Source organism: Microbacterium sp. LWH7-1.2 (genome assembly GCF_038397755.1).
Classification (GTDB): domain Bacteria; phylum Actinomycetota; class Actinomycetes; order Actinomycetales; family Microbacteriaceae; genus Microbacterium.
In genome coordinates this window covers 2,720,572-2,741,211 of the sequence record NZ_CP151637.1, presented here as the reverse complement: position 1 = coordinate 2,741,211, position 20,640 = coordinate 2,720,572, and the positions used below count along the sequence as shown (strand labels likewise).

The 20,640-nt window shown below is 70.4% G+C and carries 18 protein-coding genes; 10 read left to right on the top strand and 8 right to left on the bottom strand.

Translation table 11 applies throughout. The annotated features are described in order from the left end of the window. Positions 1-83 precede the first annotated feature (83 nt). The 3 genes from MRBLWH7_RS12640 to MRBLWH7_RS12630 all read left to right on the top strand — a co-directional run bounded on the left by MRBLWH7_RS12640 (position 84) and on the right by MRBLWH7_RS12630 (position 3,225). A complete protein-coding gene (locus MRBLWH7_RS12640) occupies positions 84-1,193 on the top strand; it encodes an acyl-CoA desaturase (protein ID WP_342002038.1) in 1,110 nt (369 codons plus the stop codon). A gap of 110 nt (positions 1,194-1,303) precedes the next feature. Next, positions 1,304-1,867 (top strand): dihydrofolate reductase family protein, encoded by a 564-nt coding sequence (locus MRBLWH7_RS12635; protein WP_341994980.1) that lies wholly within the window; start codon positions 1,304-1,306, stop codon positions 1,865-1,867. A gap of 278 nt (positions 1,868-2,145) precedes the next feature. Then, positions 2,146-3,225, top strand: a complete 1,080-nt coding sequence (locus tag MRBLWH7_RS12630) for an ABC transporter substrate-binding protein (protein WP_341994978.1) — start codon at positions 2,146-2,148, stop codon at positions 3,223-3,225. A 160-nt stretch (positions 3,226-3,385) separates the two neighbouring features. On the opposite strand, the gene MRBLWH7_RS12625 is transcribed toward MRBLWH7_RS12630, so the two are convergent. Further along, positions 3,386-3,964 (bottom strand): TetR/AcrR family transcriptional regulator, encoded by a 579-nt coding sequence (locus MRBLWH7_RS12625; RefSeq protein ID WP_341994976.1) that lies wholly within the window; start codon positions 3,962-3,964, stop codon positions 3,386-3,388. A 210-nt stretch (positions 3,965-4,174) separates the two neighbouring features. Between MRBLWH7_RS12625 and MRBLWH7_RS12620 the strand changes: the two genes are divergently transcribed. Together MRBLWH7_RS12620 and MRBLWH7_RS12615 are read left to right on the top strand one after the other, a co-directional pair. Continuing rightward, positions 4,175-4,516, top strand: coding sequence for a hypothetical protein (locus MRBLWH7_RS12620; protein ID WP_341994975.1), 342 nt, complete (start codon positions 4,175-4,177; stop codon positions 4,514-4,516). Further along, entirely contained in the window at positions 4,509-5,336 is an 828-nt protein-coding gene (locus MRBLWH7_RS12615; RefSeq protein ID WP_341994973.1) for an alpha/beta hydrolase, read from the top strand. Before MRBLWH7_RS12620 ends, MRBLWH7_RS12615 begins: the two co-directional genes overlap by 8 nt. Before the next feature lie 311 nt (positions 5,337-5,647). Here the strand turns inward: MRBLWH7_RS12615 and MRBLWH7_RS12610 are convergent, their stop codons facing one another. After that, positions 5,648-6,799, bottom strand: a complete 1,152-nt coding sequence (locus tag MRBLWH7_RS12610; protein WP_341994971.1) for a hypothetical protein — start codon at positions 6,797-6,799, stop codon at positions 5,648-5,650. A gap of 49 nt (positions 6,800-6,848) precedes the next feature. On the opposite strand from MRBLWH7_RS12610, the gene MRBLWH7_RS12605 reads away from it, so the two are divergent. Beyond that, entirely contained in the window at positions 6,849-7,559 is a 711-nt protein-coding gene (locus MRBLWH7_RS12605) for a hypothetical protein (RefSeq protein WP_341994969.1), read from the top strand. 6 nt (positions 7,560-7,565) lie between these two features. On the opposite strand, the gene MRBLWH7_RS12600 is transcribed toward MRBLWH7_RS12605, so the two are convergent. After that, a complete protein-coding gene (locus tag MRBLWH7_RS12600) occupies positions 7,566-8,369 on the bottom strand; it encodes an MBL fold metallo-hydrolase (RefSeq protein WP_341994967.1) in 804 nt (267 codons plus the stop codon). 94 nt (positions 8,370-8,463) lie between these two features. Between MRBLWH7_RS12600 and MRBLWH7_RS12595 the strand changes: the two genes are divergently transcribed. Continuing rightward, a complete protein-coding gene (locus tag MRBLWH7_RS12595) occupies positions 8,464-9,270 on the top strand; it encodes a hypothetical protein (protein WP_341994965.1) in 807 nt (268 codons plus the stop codon). A gap of 39 nt (positions 9,271-9,309) precedes the next feature. Here MRBLWH7_RS12595 and MRBLWH7_RS12590 read toward each other — a convergent pair whose 3' ends face one another. Beyond that, positions 9,310-10,395 carry a DUF998 domain-containing protein gene (locus MRBLWH7_RS12590; protein ID WP_341994963.1) on the bottom strand — a complete coding sequence of 362 codons (1,086 nt, stop codon included), beginning with the start codon at positions 10,393-10,395 and terminating at the stop codon, positions 9,310-9,312. A 61-nt stretch (positions 10,396-10,456) separates the two neighbouring features. Beyond that, a complete protein-coding gene (locus MRBLWH7_RS12585) occupies positions 10,457-11,077 on the bottom strand; it encodes an antibiotic biosynthesis monooxygenase (protein ID WP_341994961.1) in 621 nt (206 codons plus the stop codon). Positions 11,078-12,248: 1,171 nt separating this feature from the next. Between MRBLWH7_RS12585 and MRBLWH7_RS12580 the strand changes: the two genes are divergently transcribed. After that, the gene (locus MRBLWH7_RS12580; RefSeq protein WP_341994959.1) at positions 12,249-13,919 is read left to right on the top strand and encodes a DEAD/DEAH box helicase; all 1,671 of its coding nucleotides are present in this window, start codon (positions 12,249-12,251) and stop codon (positions 13,917-13,919) included. A gap of 11 nt (positions 13,920-13,930) precedes the next feature. On the opposite strand, the gene MRBLWH7_RS12575 is transcribed toward MRBLWH7_RS12580, so the two are convergent. Next, entirely contained in the window at positions 13,931-15,208 is a 1,278-nt protein-coding gene (locus tag MRBLWH7_RS12575) for a nucleotide disphospho-sugar-binding domain-containing protein (protein WP_341994957.1), read from the bottom strand. 62 nt (positions 15,209-15,270) lie between these two features. Continuing rightward, positions 15,271-15,930 (bottom strand): TetR/AcrR family transcriptional regulator, encoded by a 660-nt coding sequence (locus MRBLWH7_RS12570; RefSeq protein ID WP_341994955.1) that lies wholly within the window; start codon positions 15,928-15,930, stop codon positions 15,271-15,273. 70 nt (positions 15,931-16,000) lie between these two features. On the opposite strand from MRBLWH7_RS12570, the gene MRBLWH7_RS12565 reads away from it, so the two are divergent. Continuing rightward, a complete protein-coding gene (locus tag MRBLWH7_RS12565) occupies positions 16,001-16,921 on the top strand; it encodes an alpha/beta hydrolase (RefSeq protein WP_341994953.1) in 921 nt (306 codons plus the stop codon). Positions 16,922-16,931: 10 nt separating this feature from the next. On the opposite strand, the gene MRBLWH7_RS12560 is transcribed toward MRBLWH7_RS12565, so the two are convergent. Further along, a complete protein-coding gene (locus MRBLWH7_RS12560; RefSeq protein ID WP_341994951.1) occupies positions 16,932-19,100 on the bottom strand; it encodes an intein-containing Rv2578c family radical SAM protein in 2,169 nt (722 codons plus the stop codon). A gap of 121 nt (positions 19,101-19,221) precedes the next feature. On the opposite strand from MRBLWH7_RS12560, the gene MRBLWH7_RS12555 reads away from it, so the two are divergent. Further along, positions 19,222-20,568: a M15 family metallopeptidase gene (locus MRBLWH7_RS12555; protein WP_341994949.1), complete on the top strand. Its 1,347-nt coding sequence runs from the start codon at positions 19,222-19,224 to the stop codon at positions 20,566-20,568. The last annotated feature ends 72 nt before the right edge of the window (positions 20,569-20,640 follow it).

The window sequence follows — 20,640 nt, the reverse complement described above, 5'->3', positions numbered from 1 at the left end:
GTGGACCCCCGTAGCCTGAGAGCAGCGATGGGCAACCGCCTCTGGCTTCTCAACGGCCGAACGGTCCCCATCGGAACTGGTGCATCATCTCCTCCACCGCTCTCGAGTCCCGGCTCGGTCCCATCCGTCAGACGTACGCCGGCACGGCCGAGTTCCCGCACATGACCCGGGCATACACCGAGGTGTCGCAGGTCGTCCGCGAGACCGGTCTGCTCCGTCGTGCCGAGTGGTTCTACGCCCTCGTCGGGGTCGGCCTCCTCCTGGGCTTCGGCGGTGTGGTCACCGGCTTCGTCCTGCTCGGCCAGACCTGGTACCAGCTGCTGATGGCCGGTGCCCTCGGAATCCTGTTCACGCAGGTCGCGTTCCTCGCGCACGAGGCGGCGCACAAGCAGATCCTGGCCTCCGGTCCCGCGAACGACCGGCTCGCCCGCATCCTCGCCGCCGGCATCGTGGGCATCAGCCTCTCCTGGTGGAACAACAAGCACAACCGCCACCACGCGAACCCCAACCGGGTGGGCAAGGACCCCGACATCGAGATCGACACGATCTCATTCATCGAGACGGATGCCGCGTCTGCAGGCCGATGGCGCGCTCTGGTGACACGCAAGCAGGGGTGGCTGTTCTTCCCTCTGCTCACGCTCGAAGGCCTGAACCTGCACGGGCACGCGTTCCGGCACCTGTTCTCGCGCGAAGGCGTCAAGGACCGCTGGATCGAGCTCGCGCTCATCACGGCGCGCTTCGCGCTCTACCTCACCCCGATCTTCGTCTTCCTCCCGCTCGGGATGGCGTTCGCGTTCCTCGGCGTGCAGTTGGCGGTGTTCGGCGTGTACATGGGTGCGTCGTTCGCGCCGAACCACAAGGGCATGGCGATCATCGCCGAGGACGCGAGGCTCGACTTCTTCAGCAAGCAGGTGTACACCTCCCGGAACATCAGCGGTGGCTGGTGGGCGGCCCTGCTCATGGGCGGGCTCAACTACCAGATCGAGCACCACCTCTTCCCCAACATGCCCCGCCCTCATCTGGCGCGGGCACGCGACATCGTGATCGACCAGTGCCGCGCTCTCGGCGTGCCGTACACCGAGACGACCCTCTGGCGCTCGTATGGCATCGTCGTCGCCTACCTCAACCGCGTGGGCCTGGCCGCGCGCGATCCCTTCGATTGCCCCGTCGTCGGAACCTACCGCCGAGCCTGACGGGAGCGCTCCGCTCGGCGCACTGGGTGGCGCGAAAGACTCGCGACGAGTTTGCTCGACGGTGAACGGCTGCCGTCGGCCGACGCCGACCGACAGAAGGGTGTGGCGCGGTGGGAAGACTGGTCTACGGCATGAACCTGAGCGTGGACGGCTACGTCGCCGCGCCCGGCGACGACCTCAGCTGGAGTGAGCCGAGCGACGAGCTGTTCCAGTGGTGGCTCGAGGAGGAGCTCGCGATCGATCGATTCCTGTACGGGCGCAAGCTGTGGGAGATCATGAGCGGCTACTGGCCGACCGGCGACCAGCAGCCCGGCGCCACACCCGCGCAGATCGCGTTCGCGAAGAACTGGCGGGAGACGCCGAAGGTGGTCTTCTCGTCGACGATCGACAAGGTCGACGGGAACGCTCGCCTCTTCACAGACGATGCGGTCGCGGAGATCGCCCGGCTGAAGGCGGAGGAGGGCGGTCGGCTGAGGGTCGGTGGTGCAGCGCTCGGCCGCGCGGCCATGCGGGCCGGGCTGGTCGACGAGTACGAGATCATCACGCATCCGGTGGTCGTCGGCGGCGGGAACCCGTTCTTCAGCACGCTGGACGACTGGGTGAAGCTCAGTCTGGTGGAGACGCGAACGCTTCCCGGCGGCGTCCTCCTCACCCGGTACGAGACGAGGCGCTGAACGCGGTCGGTTCGCAACGCCGAGGCAGGTTCCGCCGCGGCCGGTCCCGTGGTGGGTGGGTCTGCACAACTCCGAACGCAACTCGGGTGTCCGATGATGACGTTCGGTGACCGGGTTTGACGGCCGGATGGATCGGCGGCTCCGGCGCTTCTACGCTCGCCGATGGGCCCGGCAGGGTCCCCGCCCGGTGGCTGGATCGTCGCCGGGATCGTGCGGGACAGGGCATCCTGCGCGCACTCTCACGACTGAGCAATACCCGACCTGAAGGAGGCGACACCGTGAACAAGATCCGCACCGCGACAGCACTCACAACCCTGGGACTCGTGGCAGCGATGATGGCCGGCTGCGCCTCCGCGGCAGCATCCCCGAGCGAGTCGTCAGCCGGGGGCGAAAGCCCGTCGGTGGGCGAGGTGCGGCTGGGGTACTTCGCGAACGTCACCCACGCGCCGGCGCTGGTGGGGCTGGAGGAGGGTCTGTTCGCCGACGCGCTGGGGGACGTGGAGGTGACCACGCAGGTGTTCAACGCGGGCCCGGCGGCGATCGAGGCGCTGTCGGCGGGCGCGATCGACGCGACCTATATCGGCCCGAACCCGTCGATCAACACGTTCATCCAGTCCGGCGGGCAGTCCGCCCGGATCGTCGCGGGCGCGGCGACCGGTGGGGCGGCGCTGGTGGTGCGCGACGGCATCGACGAGGCGGCGGACCTGGCGGGCACCACGATCGCGACGCCGCAGCTGGGTAACACGCAGGACGTCGCGGCGCGGGTGTGGCTGGCCGATGAGGGGTTCCAGACCGACACGTCCGGGGGTGGGGATGTGCAGCTCACGCCGACCGAGAACGCGCAGACGCTGACGCTGTTCCAGGACGGGCAGCTGGACGGTGCGTGGCTGCCCGAGCCGTGGGTGTCGCGGCTGATCGTGGACGCCGGCGCGCATGTGCTGCAGGACGAGGCCGAGCTGTGGGAGGACGGGCAGTTCCCGACCACCGTGCTGCTGGTGCGCGCCGAGTTCCTCGACGAGCACCCCGACGTGGTCGCCGACCTGCTGAAAGGTCACGAGGCCGCGGTGCAGTGGATCGCGGACAACCCCGACCAGGCGCCGGCGGTGATCAACGGCGCGATCGAGAAGGAGACCGGCAAGCCGCTCGCGGACGCCGTCATCACCCGGGCGTTGGAGCACGTGAGCTTCTCGGTCGACCCGCACGCCGACACCTTCGAGACCCTGGTGGAGAACGGCATCCAGGCCGGCACCCAGAAGGACGGCTCCATCGACGGCCTGTTCGACCTGCGCCTGCTCAACGAGCAGCTCGAAGCCGAAGGCCAAGAACCCGTCTCCGCCGCCGGACTCGGCGAGGACTGAGCACACCGACGAGCACAAGCGAGAGGGACGGCACGCTGCCGCCCCTCTCGCTTCTCGCGTGGCCTGTCCGCGACGCGACCCCGCAAGACCGCGGAGAGACGTGGCCGGGTTCGACGCAGAGGGAACGTTCCGATACTGAATGGCCTGCGAACGTGCCAGGTCAGGCCGCGGCCACCCGGTTGAGCGCGTCGGCGATGAGGTCCGCAGCATCCGTCACGGCCATCCCTGCGTCGCGCAGTGCGACGAACGTGGCCGGACTGGTGAGGCCGAAGACGGCGGCGCGCGACCGGTCGTCAGCCAGCGCCGCCCCGAAGGTGCGCGCGTAGACCTCGCCGATGGTGCGCCAGTACGCGTCCTCACCCTGGCGGAGGGCCGGCGCCTCGCCGAGTTCGGCGCGGAAGACGTCGAACCAGGGGCGGCTGCGCTCGTAGAACTCGAACATCTCGGAGACCAGGCGCCGCACGCGCGCGGACGGCTCTTCGTCGGGCCAGCCGCTGTCATCGGGCACCTGGAGCGTCGACGACAGCTCCTCGATGACGGCGTCGGCGAGCGCCTCGGCTGATCCGAAATGATTCAGGATCGTCGCCGGGGAGACTCCCGCGCGTCGCGCGACGGCCTGAAGGCTGGTCGCTGAGATGCCCTTGTCCCGGTAGCACGCGAGGGCGGCGGCAAGGATCCGTTCCCTCGTTCGAGCGGCCTGCTCGGCCCGCACCGACATCGAGTAGCGACGAGGCGACATGGTCTCCCAGGGTTCACGACGGACGCTCCAAATTTGCTGAACGACCTATTGACTGAATATAGCATTCAGCGTAATCTGCGGCGCAGAACACGTCAAGGGAGGCGCGCCATGCGACCCGAAGACCCACGAGAGACGACCGAGAATCCACAGGTTCGCGACCGCCGCAGATTCACCTTGCTCGCTGCGGCGCTCGCTGTGTCATGGGCCTCGATGCTCCTCCACAACCAATGGGAACTGCCGCTCACACCGGTTTCGATCGAGAACACGGGCCCCCTCGCCTTCGACCTCGCGCTCCTGCTCGCCTGCTGGCGATGGCCGTCGTCCCGCCTGGCGTGGAGCGTGGTCCTGGGGTGGGGCCTTGTCAACATGCTCGTCGGCGGCATCATCACGGTGCTGCCACTGCCCGTGCTGCCCTTCGTCCCCGAGCAGACGATCGACCACTACCTCGTCCACGTCGTCTACACCGCCGGCCAGCTCCCGCTGATCCTCGTCGCCGTCGCGGCGCTGCGGGAGCTCCGGCCCGATCACCGTGGGGGAGGTCGTCATGCCTGAACACCTGATCGACACGCGGGTGGGCCGGCTCCGCGTGACGGACACCGGCGGCCCGAGCGCCACCGCGCTGTTGTGGCACAGCCTCTTCGTCGACGAGCGATCATGGGAACGGATGCTGCGGCCCCTCGCCGACCGGCGGCGACTGGTTGTCGTCACCGGGCCCGGGCACGGTGCGAGCGGAGATCCGGGGCGCCGGTACACCCTCGACGAATGCGCGGCGGCGGCGGCCGAAGTGCTCGATGCACGGGGAGTGGTCGAGCCGGTGGACTGGGTCGGCAACGCCTGGGGAGGGCACGTCGGGCTGATCTTCGCCGCGGAGTGGCCGCAGCGTTGCCGGAGCCTGGTCGCATTGGGAACGCCGATCGCCGCGCTGAGCCCCGCCGAACGGCGGCGGACCCGGCTGCTGCTGGTCCTCTACCGACTGGCCGGCCCGTCCAGGATGATCGTCGACGGCACGACCGAGGTGCTGCTGTCGCCCCACACCATCGATCACGACCCGGATGCCGTCGCCCTCGTGCACGATTGCCTGCGGCGAGCCGACAAGCGGATGCTGCGCAACGCGGTCGTGTCGATCTCCATGCGCCGTCCTGACGCGAGTGGGCTTCTCGGCAGGATCACCCAGCCGACTCTCGTCGTCACGGGCGCCGATCATCACGGGTTCACACCGGACCAAGCCCGCGCGGCGGTCGCGCGGCTCGCTCGAGGCGAGCTCGCCGTCGTCCCCGACTCCGCCTACCTCACACCGCTCGAAGCCCCGGCCGCCTCGGCGGATCTGGTGCTGGCGCTGTGGGCACGCGCTGAGTCGGAGGTGACACCGTGAAGGGAGAAATTGATCGCCGGAGAGCTGGCGACGGCCGAAGCGCTGGTGCCCAGCACCCGTTGTTCCGCCGCCGGCGAAGGAGCGTGGCGCCATCTCGGGTGACCGGTCACCGACGAGCGGATGGGATAGCCACACGCGAGTCATGCCACCCACGCTACCGACCGCTGATTCGCTTCAATTCGCGATCGTGAACGTCTCGGGAAGGGTGTCGCCTCGTCGCCGGTTGCGAACCGTCTGCCGGTTCCGGCGTCAGCCTGTCCAGCGAGATCTTCGCCCCTCAGGCAGACTCGCGCGGGTCGCCGCCGGCGGCGCTAGGCGGCAGCATCCGTCTCTGCGGCCGCCGCGTCGGCTCGCTCGGCCGCCGCGAGCGTGCGCGTGAACAGCAGCAGCCACCCGACCACGAGGCCCGCGCACACCATCTCGTGGGTGGCCAGGGTGTAGTACCCGATCCAGAACAGGCTCGCCGAGAAGAAGATGCCCGCCGCCACCGCGAGGGCGAGCGCGATGATCGGCCAGCGCAGGCACGGCAGCACCCAGCGAAGACCGAGGAGGAAGCCCCCGAAGACGATGGCCATCCCGATGGCGAAGATGTTGTGGCCCAGCTGGCTGAAGGTGACCGGTACGAGCGCGGCGCCGATGAAGCACCCCGAGAGCATGAGGAACACGAAGTAGACGATGAGCGCCCTCGTTCGCGTGACGCGGGACTCGGTGCGCGCCCACGCCTCCAGACTCGTCAGCAGGTACATCGCGAGAAGTGCCGTCACCCCGCCCGCCAGGATCAGCGTCGCGTTGAAGACCGCGGAGGTGACTCCGCCGCGGCCGCCGAGCTCGCTGAAGTTGAGTCGGTACCACTCGTCGTCCTGTGTCGTCGCGACACTCACCGTGAACCCGGTGGCCACGACGGCGAACAGCAGCAGCACGAGCCGGGTCGCGGTGACATGTGCGGCAAGCGTGAAGGCGGTGTAGCCGCACGCGCCGGCGACCACGGCGACGATCATGGTCGCCGTCATCGTGTCGACCGCGGCGCCGGGCCAGATCAGCGACGCGGCGTGGAACAGCACCCACTGCACCATGGCGAACACCGCCGCGAGCGAGATAGCCAGCGCCGCGGTCATCCACCGTCGCCGCGAGTGTGTGACGCCCTTCAACCATGCCTGCCGCGGGTCGCGGGCGGCGAGCCGATAGCTCACCGACGCCGCGGCGAGGGTGACGGATGCTGCGACCACGATGCCGGCCGCACCGACCGAGGCCCCTTCCCACACAGGCGCCGCACGGCCCCAGAACCCCAGGGCCCCACCCGCGAGGCCGACGCCGAACGCGAGCGCGGCGACGACGATCGCCCGCGCTTCGGTGCGCACGGCGAACCGTCGCGCTTCGATCACCCCGTCACGGTGCAGCTGTCTCTCGACCCGCACCGCGGCAGCTTCGAGGCGTGCTCCTTGCGACCACGCGCCGCGTGCCATGGCTTGATTGTCCACCCATTGCGGCGTCCTTGGGGCGTACGTTGAGGCTGTGGACGGATGGCTCTCCGCACCGGACTCCGACCCCGAGTCGCCCGAGCTCACGGAAGGACCCTCGCGCGCGACCGACGACGAACGCGAGCTGAGCGCGTTGCGCGCTCGCGCCTACGGGCCTGAGGCGGACATCTCCGCCGATCCTGCCGCGGTGGCGCGGCTGATCGAGCTCGAAGCCGCGCACCTCGGCGCCGCGGCATCCGTCCCCCCGGCCGTCGCGACCGAGTCGACGGCCGAAGTCCGGCAGGCCGTCTCTCACGGCAGCAGATGGCGCGCGTGGCTTTTGACGGGAGCGATGGGGATCGTGGCGGCAGCCGTCGCCGCCACGATCTGGTTCCTCTTCCCGCACCCCGACGCGACGCTGCGCGAGACGGAACCCGACGCGGACAGCGCGATCATCGACGTGCTGAGCGCCCAGGGGAGGGGGCCGGTCGCCTCCACGCTCCGCCAGTTCGAGACGTACCACGACGTGGGGGTGTGGTCTGTCGAGAATGCCGCCGGACGCGTCTGCTACGTGGTGTGGGATGTGCGAGGCGGCGGCAGATTCGCCCTCACCTGCGGTCCGCAGGACAGGGACGTCTCCCTGTCGCTGAGCGTGGAGCCGGCAGGAGGCGACGGGTTCGGGGAGTGGCTTCCCGAAGGGAGCCTCGTCCGCTTCCACTTCCGCGGCGACACGGTCGACGTCTTCGTGCGACCGCCCGCCGACTGAGCGACGTCAGCCGCGCTCGGCGAGGGACCGCGCCTGCCAGTCGTGCACGTCCACGAGCCAGTCGAGCGCAGCGGAGGGGCCGATGCGCGGGTCGTCGGGAGTGCGGCCGTCTCTGAGGGCCTCGACGTAGGCGCGGTCCTGGGCGATGCGCGGGCGTACCTCGTCGGCACCGCCGACGGAGCCGTGGCCGGGGATGACCGCAGCCACTTCGTCGGCCACGCTGTCGAAGAGGTCGAGCGCGGCGAGGTAGTCGCCGATCGGGTCGTCGGCCTGGAGGTCGAGGAACGGCATCAGGATGTCGGACAGCATGTCACCCGCGACGAGGACTCCGCTTCCCTCGACGAGGAGCGCGGCGTGCCCCGGCGCGTGCGCGCGGTGCTCGAGGATCCGGACGCCGGGGCCGTCCCAGGGGAGGTGCGTGGTCCCCTCGGGCAGGCCGGTGATGAGACCGAGCAGTTCCATGGGGATGTCGTCGGCGTACTCCGGCGGCAGCCCCTCGGCGACCTGCTCCTTCCAGTCCGGCATCGACAGCAGTTCGGTGACGGATGCTGCGCCCCGGGCCGTCCCGTAGCGGGGGGCGCCGCCGAGGCTCGGGTGCCAGAGCACGTGGTCCCAGTCGGGGTGCGTCGAGAACGCCGTGACGACCGGCCGGCCGAGTTCGCGGAGGTCGTTCGCGAGGTTGGCCATCTCGGCGCGGGTGATGCCGGGGTCGACGAGGAGCACGCCCCCCTGCCCCAGCACCACGGTGGCCTGGGTCTGGATGAAGTCGCTCTCGTGGGTGAGAACGTCCTCGGCGACGTGGCTCAGCATCGGATTCCTCCGCAGGTGGGTGTGCGATCGCTCGAGGACGACCCTAGTCCGGATGCGGACCCGTGATCCAGCCCGCGGCCCGAGGCGTGAGACGATGCACGAGATGGATGCTGCGACCCTCGACGAGCTGCGCACGCTGCGAGCTCGTGCCTATGGCCCCTCCGCCGACATCGACCAGGACCCTGCGGCGCTGCAGCGGCTCCACGAGCTCGAGGCCCGCCGCGGCACGCCGGACGCCGAGGTGGTGGTGCCCTCTGCCCCGCCTGCGCTCGCCGAGCCCGCGCCGGCCCTCGATGCCGTGCCGGTGCCGCCGCCGTCCGACGAGGACGAGGTCGCGCTCCTGACGCCCCCCGAAGGGAGCGAGCCCGAGGCCGTTCGACCGCGCAGGACTCGTCGGGTGTCGAGCCAGACCTGGGCGCTGTGGGTGCTCTCGGTGCTGGCGGCGGCCGCGCTCGCGGCCGGTCTCACCTCCTCGCTGATCTCGATCTCGCCGGTCTCTGCCTCCAGCGGCGCACCGCAGATCGACACCCTCGAGCCGGATCCGTTCGTCGTGCTCCCTGATGGGTTCATGGGTGCCGGACCGAGCTCGCTCGCGTTCGAGTACTACGGCGTGACGCTGTTCGAGACCGCCGGAGGCTACGGCGGTGTCGGCACCGACTGCTTCAGCGTGGTGCCGACCGAGCAGATCCCCGAGACCGGAACCGAGACGGACGGCTGGTCCATGTCGGGCCTTTTCTACACAGGTTGCCGGGTGGGGGCGTTCCCGGCCACCGTGCAGTTCGCCGTCGACAGCGCGGTCCCGCAGCAGCTGCGCGACCGCTTCCCGCCCGACAGCGCCCTGCAGTTCGTGTTCGACGGCGACCGCATCGGCGTCTATCTCGACAGCACGACCGACGGGTGATGACGGCTGCGGCGGGTCGCGGCTGGGACCCCGCCTCCTTCAGTCCTTGCGTCCGGCGACGCCGAGGAACCGGATGAACACCGCGATCCAGCCGAAGATCAGCGCGAAGACGATGATCTCGAACGCCGTGAGCGAGAAGTAGCCGACCACGGGGATGAAGAGGATCACCGACGCCACCATGGCGGCGAGGAACGCCCACGACGCGACGAAGTAGGTGCGCGGCATGCCGCGGAAGAACCGAGGCCCGCCGATGAGCAGCACCAGGTACATCACGGCCATGCCCGAGGCCGACAGGTTGTGAGCCGGCATGTTCACGTCGACCGGAAAGATGCCGACGCACGCGAGCATGATGCCCATGACGACGAAGAGCACCGGGACCGTCCGCACCGCACGGGGGTTCTCGAGGATGCCCGCCGCGGTGAGCTCGCGCATGTCGTTGGCGACATAGACGGCGAACGTCGTCACCAGGAGGCCGGCGGCGATGAGGGTGCCGTTGAAGACCCAGCTCGAGAGGTCGTCCTCGAAGGTGCCGAGGTGGCTGAAATGGATCGTCCACCACTTCGGGTCGGGGGTCGTGACCATGGCGGTGAGCGTGCCGATCGCGATGAACGTGAGCAGCAGCGACGACATGCGCTGCGTCGTCATCGCCGACACCGACAGGTATACGAACCAGGTCGTGAGGCCGAGCGTGACCGACATCAGCACGACCGACCAGAACGTCACGATGGGCAGTCCGATGAAGCCCATCGCGAGCACGCGGTACAGGGCGTAGACGGCGACGAACGCGAGCGCCGTATGCACGATGACGACCGAGACCGTGTTGACGATGTACTTCCACGACGGCAGCGACTGTCGCCATTCCTGGCCGTGCCGGTCGCGGGAGCGCCAATACTCGAGCGTCGATGCGACGGCGGCGACCACCGCCGCGCCGCACGCGGCCCAGACCGAGAACGAGTCGGCGACGCCGGCGAGCTGCAGATCGGGGGCGAAGATGCCCACCAGCAGGCCGTAGATCGCGCCGAGGATGCCGGCGGCGAACGCGGCGTATACGGCCTCGGACTCCGCCCGGCGACCGGGTGTCGGTGCAGTGGCGTCCGGCAGCGCGGGGGTGTTCACAGTGCTCACGAGGTCAGAGTACGACCGCGTGAGAACCCCGAGGGTGATCGGCGCAGGGAGATTCGGTCCATCAAGCACCGCGCTGGAGCCAGGGCCGCAGCATCCGCGTCACCCACGGGAGCACCGCATACGTCATGACGGGGGTGAGGAGCACCGTCGAGAGCAGCACGCGCGCGATCAGCGGCCACTCCGCGAAGCCCGGGACGAAGCCGAGAAGCCACGACGCGAGGAGGTTCGTGGGGAAGAAGCCGAGCCAGATCGTGACGGCCTGCTTCCAGCGCGGCGGGGCAGCCGGGATGGGCTGCTGCACCGGGCCGGTGACCGGTGAAGTCGCGTGATCCGGATGCCGCGACTCGACGTGAGTGGCGAACGGAGCGTCGAACCACCCCTCGATGCCGGTGCGTCGCTCGACCCTGACTTCGCTCGCGAAGGCGCGGCCGGAGTCGAGCCACCAAGACCGCTGCGGCGAGTCCTCCCAGCCTTCCAGGGTCGGGATGTCGCGGAATCGGTAGAGCATGTACCAGAGGTCGCTGCCTTCGCCGGCGCGTACCCAGCCGGAGCCGAGGAACCCCGCGAAGCCCGCGGCGAGATCGGTGCCCGCTTGCATCCAGCTCGTGGCTTCGACGGTGCGAGATGGGTCGATGCGCCGTTCGATCGCGACGGTGATGGGGTGGGCCACGGGTTCTGCCATGCCACCCATTCTGCGCAAGCCGGGAGGGTGGTGCTCACCCGGGCGGGCGCGGGCCCCGGGGCGAAGGCGAGGGCGCGCGGCAGCGACAGCAGCCAGACGCCCATCGTGACGAAGGCGACGAACTCGAAGAGCGCGAGGGTGATGAGTCCGGCGGCGAGCACGCCCATGCCCGTGGCGAGCAGGGCGACGCAGATCACGGTGGTCCCGCGGAATCGTCGGCTGCGACCGGGAATCGCAAGTCCCGTCGCGACCGTCGAAAGGAATGACAGACCCAGCGCGGTGGCGATGAGGTCGTGCCCCACCGGGCTCACCGGGATCGGTACGAGCCCGACGCCCGTGAGAGACAGGCCGGAGGAGACGATCGATCCGCGGAACGCACGGGAGGCACGACGACGGATGCCGCTGGGCAGCGCCACCGCGATCAGCACGCCGTACACTGCCAGGAGGAAGCCCGAGAAGAGCGTGATGCTGTTGAACGCGCGGCCCGAGAAGTCGGTGTGGGTGCCGAGCTGCGAGAAATGGAGCTGCCACCACGTCGCGTCTTGCGTGGTGAGGATCGCGACGGCCACCCCCACCGGGAGCGACAGCACGGCCAGCCGGCCGATGCGGTGGGCGACATAGGCGGGATCGGCCGCGGCGGCTGCGGGCTCGGACGGAGTCGTCGCGACGGTGGTGGTCGTGACCGGGGTGGCTGTGGCGGTGGCCGCGACGGCGGTGGTCGTCGTTAAGGAACGGCGAGCTGCGTCGGCGGAGGTGCTCGTCGCGGCGCGCGAGAGCGCCCGGGCGACGGCGAATTCGGGGTCGACGAGGGTGCGCGTGGACGCGCTGACGGCAGCCGTCGCGCGCGACGGCGAGACGGTGACCGGTGGAGCGTCGGAAATGGTCGTGGGAGGCATTCGACTCACGATCGGTTCTGTACGGCGTCCCCGAAGCCGGACATCCCCCCATAGGACCCCCAGTCCGGGGTCCGCTGGCCAAGACGGTAAATCCCCAGTTCAGCGGCGAACCGCTTACCGAAACTGTATCCCGTAGAGCCGGGAAAGCGCTGGTCGATGGTATATGGGGTCTCCGTGGCGCACGCACGACGCCCGGTACGCTGGACACGCCGGTTCACGCGCCGCGCCGCGTGGGCGGCGTGCGGGTGCCGCTGACCCGCACCTGGAGGAGCCGGATGCCCAAGAACAAGAAGCCGGGCGGCGGTCGCGCGGCCAAGAACTTCGACCCCCGGTACAACCCGAAGCACCGCGCGGCGAGCCAAGGTCGTGACGGCCAGGACGGCAGGCGCCGGCCCGGCGAGTCGTCGACGGGGAAGCCCGGCAGCCGCAGCGCCGGGCACCGCGGGCACCGCCCGGAATCCACGGATGCTGCGGCCCCGAAGCGCCGCTGGACCGAGCAGGAGCGTGCGGGCCGGGACGAGGCCCGGGCGATCCGCACGCACTCGCGCGACGACCGCGGGCGGCCGGGACCCGAACGCGACGACCGCCGGGACGCCGGACGTGGGGAGACACCGCGCGGGGACGCGGCTTATCGCCGGGGCGCTGCGCCGCGGCGGGATGCGAGTGCGCGACGGGACTTCGAGCCGCGCCGGGATCCGGCTCCGCGTCGGGACGAGCCGGTTCGCCGCGATGTCGTGCACGAGCGGCTCGAGGCTGACGCGGTCGCGCCCGCCGAGGTCGAAGGCGCGACCTTCGCCCATCTCGGCCTCGGCCAGAACATCGTCAAGACGATCGCGGAGCTCGGGGCGCAGCATCCGTTCCCCATCCAGGCCGCGACGATCCCCGCGATCCTGGACGGTCGCGATGTGCTCGCGCGCGGACGCACCGGATCCGGCAAGACCATCGCGTTCGGCGCGCCGCTCGTCGAGAGCGTGCTGCGGTCGCAGGCCGGGCAGAGGCGCGAGTTCGGCCGGCCGCCGCGCGCGCTGATCCTCGCGCCGACGCGCGAACTCGCGCTGCAGATCGACGCGACGATCCAGCCGATCGCCCGCAGCGTCGGCCTGTTCACGACCCAGATCTACGGCGGTGTGCCGAAGGCGCGGCAGCTCGGCGCCTTGAAGAAGGGCATCGACATCGTCATCGGCACGCCGGGGCGCATCGAAGACCTGGTCGAGTCCCGCGCGCTCGATCTCTCGCAGGTGCGCATCGCCGTGCTCGACGAGGCCGACCACATGTGCGAGCTGGGCTTCCTCGAACCCGTGCAGCGGATCATGCGCCGCACGCCCCGTGACGCGCAGCGGCTGCTGTTCTCCGCGACGCTCGACGGCGAGGTGTCGTCGCTGGTCGGCGAGTTCCTCAGCGAGCCGGCGGTGTACGAGGTCGCGGGCGAGACGCAGCACACCGGCACGATCGATCACCGTGTGCTCGTCGTCGACCACCGCGACAAGCGCGACATCCTGCGCTCGCTCGTCGACCGCTCGGGCAAGACGCTGGTGTTCACGCGCACGCGGGCGTTCGCCGAGATGCTGGCGGAGCAGTTCGACGAGGTCGGCATCCGCGCGCTCGCCCTCCATGGCGATCTCGACCAGGCGCGCCGCACGCGCAACCTCGAGAAGCTCACGTCGGGTCGGATCGACGTGCTGGTGGCGACGGATGTCGCGGCCCGCGGCATCCACGTCGACGACATCGATCTCGTCGTCCAGGCCGACGCGCCCGACGAGTACAAGACGTACCTGCATCGGTCCGGTCGCACGGGCCGCGCCGGTCGGGCGGGAACCGTCGTCACGCTGGTGACGCGGGCGCGGCGGGAGCGCCTCGCCGAACTGCTCGAGCGCGCCGACATCGAGGCGCCGTTCGACGACGTGCGCCCCGGCGACGACCTGCTCGAGGAACTCGCCGGCCGCTGACGTCACGTCGCTCACCGCCCCGACCGGGCCGCGAACCCTTCGAGAAGCTCGGCGGCGCGCGGCGCTCCCCCGAAGGACCTGAGCTCAGCGGCGACGCGGGCGGCAGCATCCGTCATCGTCCGATCCGTCGAGGCGCGCTCGAAGCCCGCCGCCACCTGGGTCGCCGTCGGAGTTCCGGTGCGGAGGTCGACGCCCGCGCCGGCCCATGCGACGCGCGCCGCGATCTCGGGCTTGTCGAGGTCGCCGCCGGCGATCACGAGGGGGATGCCGTGGCTGAGCGCGGCGAGCGTGCCGCCCCAGCCGCCGTTGCTGATGACGACGTCGGTGCGGGGGAGGAGTTCGTCATAGGGGAGCAACCCTGCGATGCGCGCGTTCGCCGGGACGGGGAACGGCAGCTCGTCGCGGCCGCGCACGCCCGTCGACACGACGACGAGCACATCCCGGTCGGCGAGGGCGACGAGTGCGGGGCGGATGAGGTCGGCCGGGTCGATGTTCTGCGTGCCCTGTGTGACGTGCACGACGGTGCGGCCGTCGAGGTCGCCCCACCATTGCGGAAGGTCGGTCGGTGCGGCGGGCGGCGCGCTGAGGATGCCGACGAAGTCGAGGTGAGCGGGGCGGTCGGTGCGGGCGAAGTCGAGCAACGGTGACCCGGTGGCGAGGATCTTCTCCGGCGACAGCGCCGTCTGCTCGAACGTCAGCGGGGCGGGCGGCAGGCCGACCGCGACCCGCGCCCGCACGATCGGCTTGGTCAGCGGCCGCATCGCGAGCGGCGCGATGCCTCGGAGCGCAGCATCCCGCGTCTTCGTGAGCGGATTGCGGCCCGGCGTGAGTCCCATGCCGCTCGGCGGCCCCTGCCGGCTCGTGAGGTGGAGCGGCAGCACGGCGACGGTCGCCCGCGGACAGCCGGACCGGTCGGCGAAGAGGGCCGCGCCGATGGAGGTGTCATCGGCGACGAGCGCGTCCCAGGGCTCGCGATCCCACTCGGCCTGCAGATCGGCGACCTGCGCCGGGGCGGTGCTGATCATGACGTCTTCGAGGTTCAGGAAGACCTGCCGGAGGCCCTTGCGGCCCTCGAGTCGCGGGAACGTCGCGCGCAGATCGTTCTCGTCGAAGTCGGGGGCTTCGCTCCACGGCACGAGAACGGCTCCGGATGCCTCGACCCCTCGGCGGAACGCCGCTCCGGTGTAGAAGCGCACATCATGACCGCGCGCGACGAGCGCCTGCGCGACTGCCCGCAATGGCGTGACATGCCCGGTGAAGGGCATCGCCGTCACCAGGAACCGGGTCATTGAGACATCGTGTCGCAACCGGGGGAGCGTGCACCAGGGCCCCCGCGTGCGGCAGCCGGGGGTCAGGCGGCCGGCGCGGCGATCGAGGCGATGAGCTCGGGGTCGCCGCCGAGCGACGTGAGGCGCGCGCGGAGCGCGACCTCGGCGCGGCGGTACGGCTCTTCGCTCGTGTGGAGGAGGGATCGAGTGTTCGCCGCCTCGAGGAACGACACCATCTCGAAGGTGAGCTGCCGCGCGTCATCGAGCAGAGGCAGCTCGCCGGCGGCCATCGCGTACTCGATGCTCACGGTGAGATAGTCCTCCCATTCGCTCGAGGCGGCGACGATCGCATCGCGGACGACGCCCGGCTTCGCGTCGAATTCGACGGACGTCGCGGCGAAGAAGCATCCGCCGCGGAACACGCGGTCGCGCGAGTAGTCCAGCCAGTCCCCCAGCAGCGTGCACACGCGCACGAGCCCGCGGGGCGTGCGAGCGCGGGCAGGCGCCACGACGCGGTCGATGAAGACCTCCCGGGCAGCCGCCACGACGGCGAGCTGCAGCTGCTCCTTCGAGCCGAAGAGCGTCGCGATGCCGCTCTTGCTGTGCCCCGAGGCATCCGCCAACCGCCCGATCGTGAGCCCGTCCAAGCCGTCGACCGTCGCGGTGTCGACCGCGTGCGAGAGCACGGCGCGACGCGACTCGTCGCCTCGCAGGCGGCGCCGGTCGACGGGGGCTTGTGTCACGCCTTCAGAATACCGTACGATCGTTCGTGTTCATAAGTACGATCGTTCGTATTCTTCTGATCGGAGCATCATGACTCTCGCACTCGCCGCCGCCGGCACGTCCGTTCGCGCAGCGGCCGCCCTCTCGCCCCGGTGGGGAGCCGCCGTGGCCATGCCGCTCTTCGGATACGTCAACAAGCCGCGACCTGTGCACGCCGACGATGAGCCCACGATGCTGCGCGCTCGACTGCGCGCGGTTCGCATCCCCGGGATCGACCGCCGCGGCGTCGACGTCGACACCTACGAGTGGGGCGACGGCCCACGCACGGCCGTGTTGTCTCACGGCTGGACCGGCCGCGCGAGCCAGTTCTCGGTACTCGTGCGCGAGCTCGTCGCCGAGGGGTATCGCGTCGTCTCATTCGACGCACCCGCCCATGGCGCGTCGGGTGGCCGGCGCACGTATCTCGTGGACTGGCTCAGCGTCTTCGCCGCTCTCCAGGAGCGCCACGGCGCGTTCGACGCCATGGTCGGCCACTCGTTCGGCGGCCTCGCGACCCTCGTCGGCGTCGCCGGTGGCATCGACGCCGCGCGCGTCGTGACCATCGCCGCACCCGCCGACGCCGACCTGCTGCTGAGCCAGTTCCAGGGCATGCTCGGCTATCCCGACGCAGTGGCGGCGAGCATGCGTGAGCTCTTCGCGACCCGGTACTTCCCCGGAGAGCCCGACCCCTTCGCCTGGCTTTCGACCGTGCGGCGCCCGCTTCCGGCCGGGGTGCCGCTCCTCGTCACCCACGACCACGGCGACCGCGTCGTGCCGTTCGGCGAGGCCGGGCGGATCGTCGCCGCGAACCCGGCGTCGCGGCTGCTCGCGACGAAGGGCCTCGGGCACAACCGCATCCTCACCGACGACGCCGTGCTCGACGCCGTGCTCGCGCACGTGAGCGCCCAGCTCGCCGAGCCGACGCCGCCGGCGACGGTGGAGGCGTCCGCTGCGGTGCCTGTCGCCGCATAGCGCCGCGTACTCAGAAGAGCCGAGCGGATGCCTCGGCCCCGGGCGCCGTCCGCGCGGATGCCGCCCGCAGCGAGGTCGCCGAGGCTCGTCCGCGCGAGGTGACGATGATCGGCGGCGCGCTGCGCGGATCCGCACGGTCGGCCAGACCCGCGACGGGGCCGCCGCGCGGATGCTCTTCTTCGGCCTGTCCGTCGAGACCGTGGACGCGCAGCAGCGGACGCACCCGCTTCGCGAGCCAGGAGCGATAGGCCTTCGGGGCGTACGCCGTCGCCCCGGGGTACAGCCCTCGGTACGACGACACGAGTTCGGGGTGCCGCTCGGCGAGCCACTCGAGGAACCACTGCTTCGCGCCTGGCCGCAGGTGCAGCGCGCCGTACACGACCCGCACCGCGCCGGCCGCCTTGATGCGGCTGAGCGCGTGGTCGATCGCCGAGATCGAGTCGGTCAGGTGCGGGATGATCGGCATCAGGAACACCGTGACGCGGAACCCTGCCTCGGTCGCCGCGCGCACCGTCTCGAGACGCGCAGTGGCATTGGGTGTACCGGGCTCGATGAGGTGCTGCAGCTCGTCGTCGAACACCGCGATCGACATCGCGAGCGTCACGTGCACCTGTGTGGCGGCTTCCGTCAGGAGCGGCAGATCCCGCCGCAGCAGCGTCCCCTTCGTGAGGATCGAGAACGGTGTGCCCGACTCGGTGAGCGCCGACACGATGCCCGGCATCAGCTTGTAGCGTCCCTCGGCGCGCTGATACGGATCGGTGTTCGTGCCGAGCATGACCGGGTCGTGGTGCCAGCCGCCCCGCCGCAGCTCCTTCTCGAGCACCTCGGCCACGTTCACCTTGACCACGACCTGCGTGTCGAAATCCCGCCCCGCATCGAGCTCGAGGTACTCGTGAGTGCCGCGGGCGAAGCAGTTGTGACTGACGACGCCGTTCGCGATGAAGTCTCCGGTCGACGTCGTGATGTCGACCATATCGATCGTCTCTCCCAGGTCGTCGATCGAGACGACGCGAAGTGGCGCGTCCGACTTCACCGCATCGCCGATCAGGTTCAGCTTGCGCGTGATGGCGGGCTGAGTGAGCTCGAAGAATCTTCGTCGTGCCGGAAGTCCGCCAAGCAAGCGGACGTTGCTCACCCCGTTAGGGCGAGGAGGCTCCTGTACGAATGCGAATCCATGGATCCGGAGTGACAACCCGATCGTCGCAAGGATCTCGTCGTTCCCGTTCGCGATCCGCAGGACTCCACGACTGCAGCTGCCCTCGGCGTCGAAGATCCCGGCAAGGAAGCCCCTCGACCACTCCGCCGTCGGGAACTCCGGCCACTGGATAACCGCACTAATCTCATCGAAGTCCGCTGCTTTGGACGTGAAGATCGCGTCCATCTCCCGCCGTTCGGCTGTGGCGGGTGTGAACTGTCGAAGCGTCGTGATGACGCCAGCGCCGCGAAGATACTCACGAGATCGCTCCAGTGCCTCGGCATCTGCGAGAGCAAGACGAAACCGATGCGCTACGAATGTGCCCCTGCCGTTCGACCGCGGATACGGTCGCTTCAGCATCATCCCGTCACCGCGGATCATCCCGCACAGATAGCCCTGCCGGTAGGCGTCGGTTTCTGTCGTGTCGGCCATCGCGCCGCCGGTGCCGAAGCCGATCAGTTTGTTGTTCGTCGTCAAGAAGGGGCGCTGGGGGGAGCCTGCCGGCGCCGGCTGCACGTGCTTCCACCCGCGCTCCGTGAGGAACCGATGGTCGCCGCTCGCGACGAGCTCGGTGCCGTCGGCGAGCGACACGCGGTAGGCGCGCTTGCGGGTACTCCACTGGGCGGACACCGTAGCACGCGCGTACCGGCGGTACTTACCCTCGCGCCGCGTGCCGATGACCTCGTCGCCGGCGCGCACGTCGCCGATCCGCTTGTTGCGGCCGTCGGCCATCAGTACTTGAGTGTCGGGGCTTAAGCAGTAGACACATGCATGGCTGCAGCCCCGGTAGGGGTTCACGGTCCAGTCGAAGGGCATGGCCGAAGCGCTCGGCACGTGGTTGAGGGCGGACTTGCAGAGCACCTCGTGGAACGTCACCCCGGCGAACTCGGGGGTCGTCACCGAACGAACCAGACCGTTGAGCTGTTCGAGGCCGGGCAGGGCTGCGGCATCCGCCACGCCCAGTTCCTGTCCCTGCCACCTCATGCATCCATGAGAACAAAGCTTCGAACTTAAGTCAAGGCTGACGCGGCCGTGTCTAGAACATCGACGGGACGGATGCTGCGCGCCTGGCCAAAAGCGGCCGTCACGGGTCAGAATGGCAGACGTGACGGAGCCTGGCCGGCTCGCTACCCCCCGAGCCGCCCCCGAGACTCGTCGCGCCGCCCGAGCGATGCGCGAAGAGGCTGAGAGGCGTGCCCGCGCGGGGGAAGCCGCCCCGGCCGCCTCGCCCGCCGCGGCCGCCGATGCCGTCGATGGCGTGCTGGCGTTCGAACTGCCCAGTGACGACTTCGTGCCCGGCTCCCTCTCGGCGGGTGCGCCGTCTGCCCTGCCGCTCGAGCTCCTCCCCACCGGCGCTGCGCCGCAGCCGACCGACTCGACACCGCACCGCATTCCCGAGGCGCGGGTACGCGGGCGTCGACGCGCCGTCCGCTCGCCCCGGCCCGTCGTCAGCGAGCGCCGGGCGGCGCGCGCGGCCGAGCTGCTCGACGTCGACGAGGGCGCTCAGCCCGTCCGCCACGCACGGCCGCGCCGGCTGACCAAGCGCCTGATGGTCGTGGCGGGGCTCGCAACGGGTGCCGCGCTCCTGCTGGGGTCGGCCGCCATGACCGCGATGATGCTCCCGACGCAGCCGCGAGCTGCCGGCGCCGATTCCGCACTGACGTTGACGGCGGAGCCGGCCCGGATCGAGCTGCTTCCCGTTCCTCAGGTGGAGGTTTCGCCGCCGGCTGCCGACATCTGCACCCTCCCGGACGTCGCTTCCGCCGTGCAGCGCGGCGACGACGAGGCCGCGATCGTCGCGGCCGGCGGCGGCGAGGCGTTCCGCGCCGCGGTCGTGGAGGGGCGTGCCCCCTGCGTGGACCTCGGCGACTCCGCCCGCGTCTGGACCGTCGTGGACAAGATCCGGCCGGCCAACCCGATCGACTACCGCCCCAGTGCGCTGGTTCTCCCCGATGGCGTGCGCAACATCGAGGGCGGCGCACTGCGGTCGGACGCAGCATCCGCTCTCGCCTCTCTCGTCACCGCCGCCCGCGACGCCGGAGTCGGCGAGATCGCGCTCGAGAGCGGGTTCCGCTCGTACCAGACCCAGCAGGCGACGTACGGGCGCCACTTCGCGGAGAAGGGCGAGCGCGCCGACCAGGTGAGCGCGCGACCCGGATACAGCGAGCATCAGCTCGGCCTCGGCGCCGACGTCGTCGCGTGCGCCGGTGAGTGCGGCACACTCGACCAGCTCGCCGCGACGCCGCAGGGCCAGTTCGTCGCCGAGCACGCGTGGGAGCACGGGTGGATCGTCCGCTACACCGACGGGGCGACGCCCGTGACCGGCTACCTCCCCGAGCCGTGGCACCTCCGCTACATCGGTCCCGAACTCGCGAAGGCCTACCACGAGGGTGGCTGGACCTCCCTGGAGGAGTTCTTCGCGCTCGACCCCGCTCCCGACTACCTCGGCTGACGTCGGGCGCCGGCACTACTCTGCGGATGACGGATGCCGCAGCTCACAGCATCCGTGGCGGCTGAAACTGAG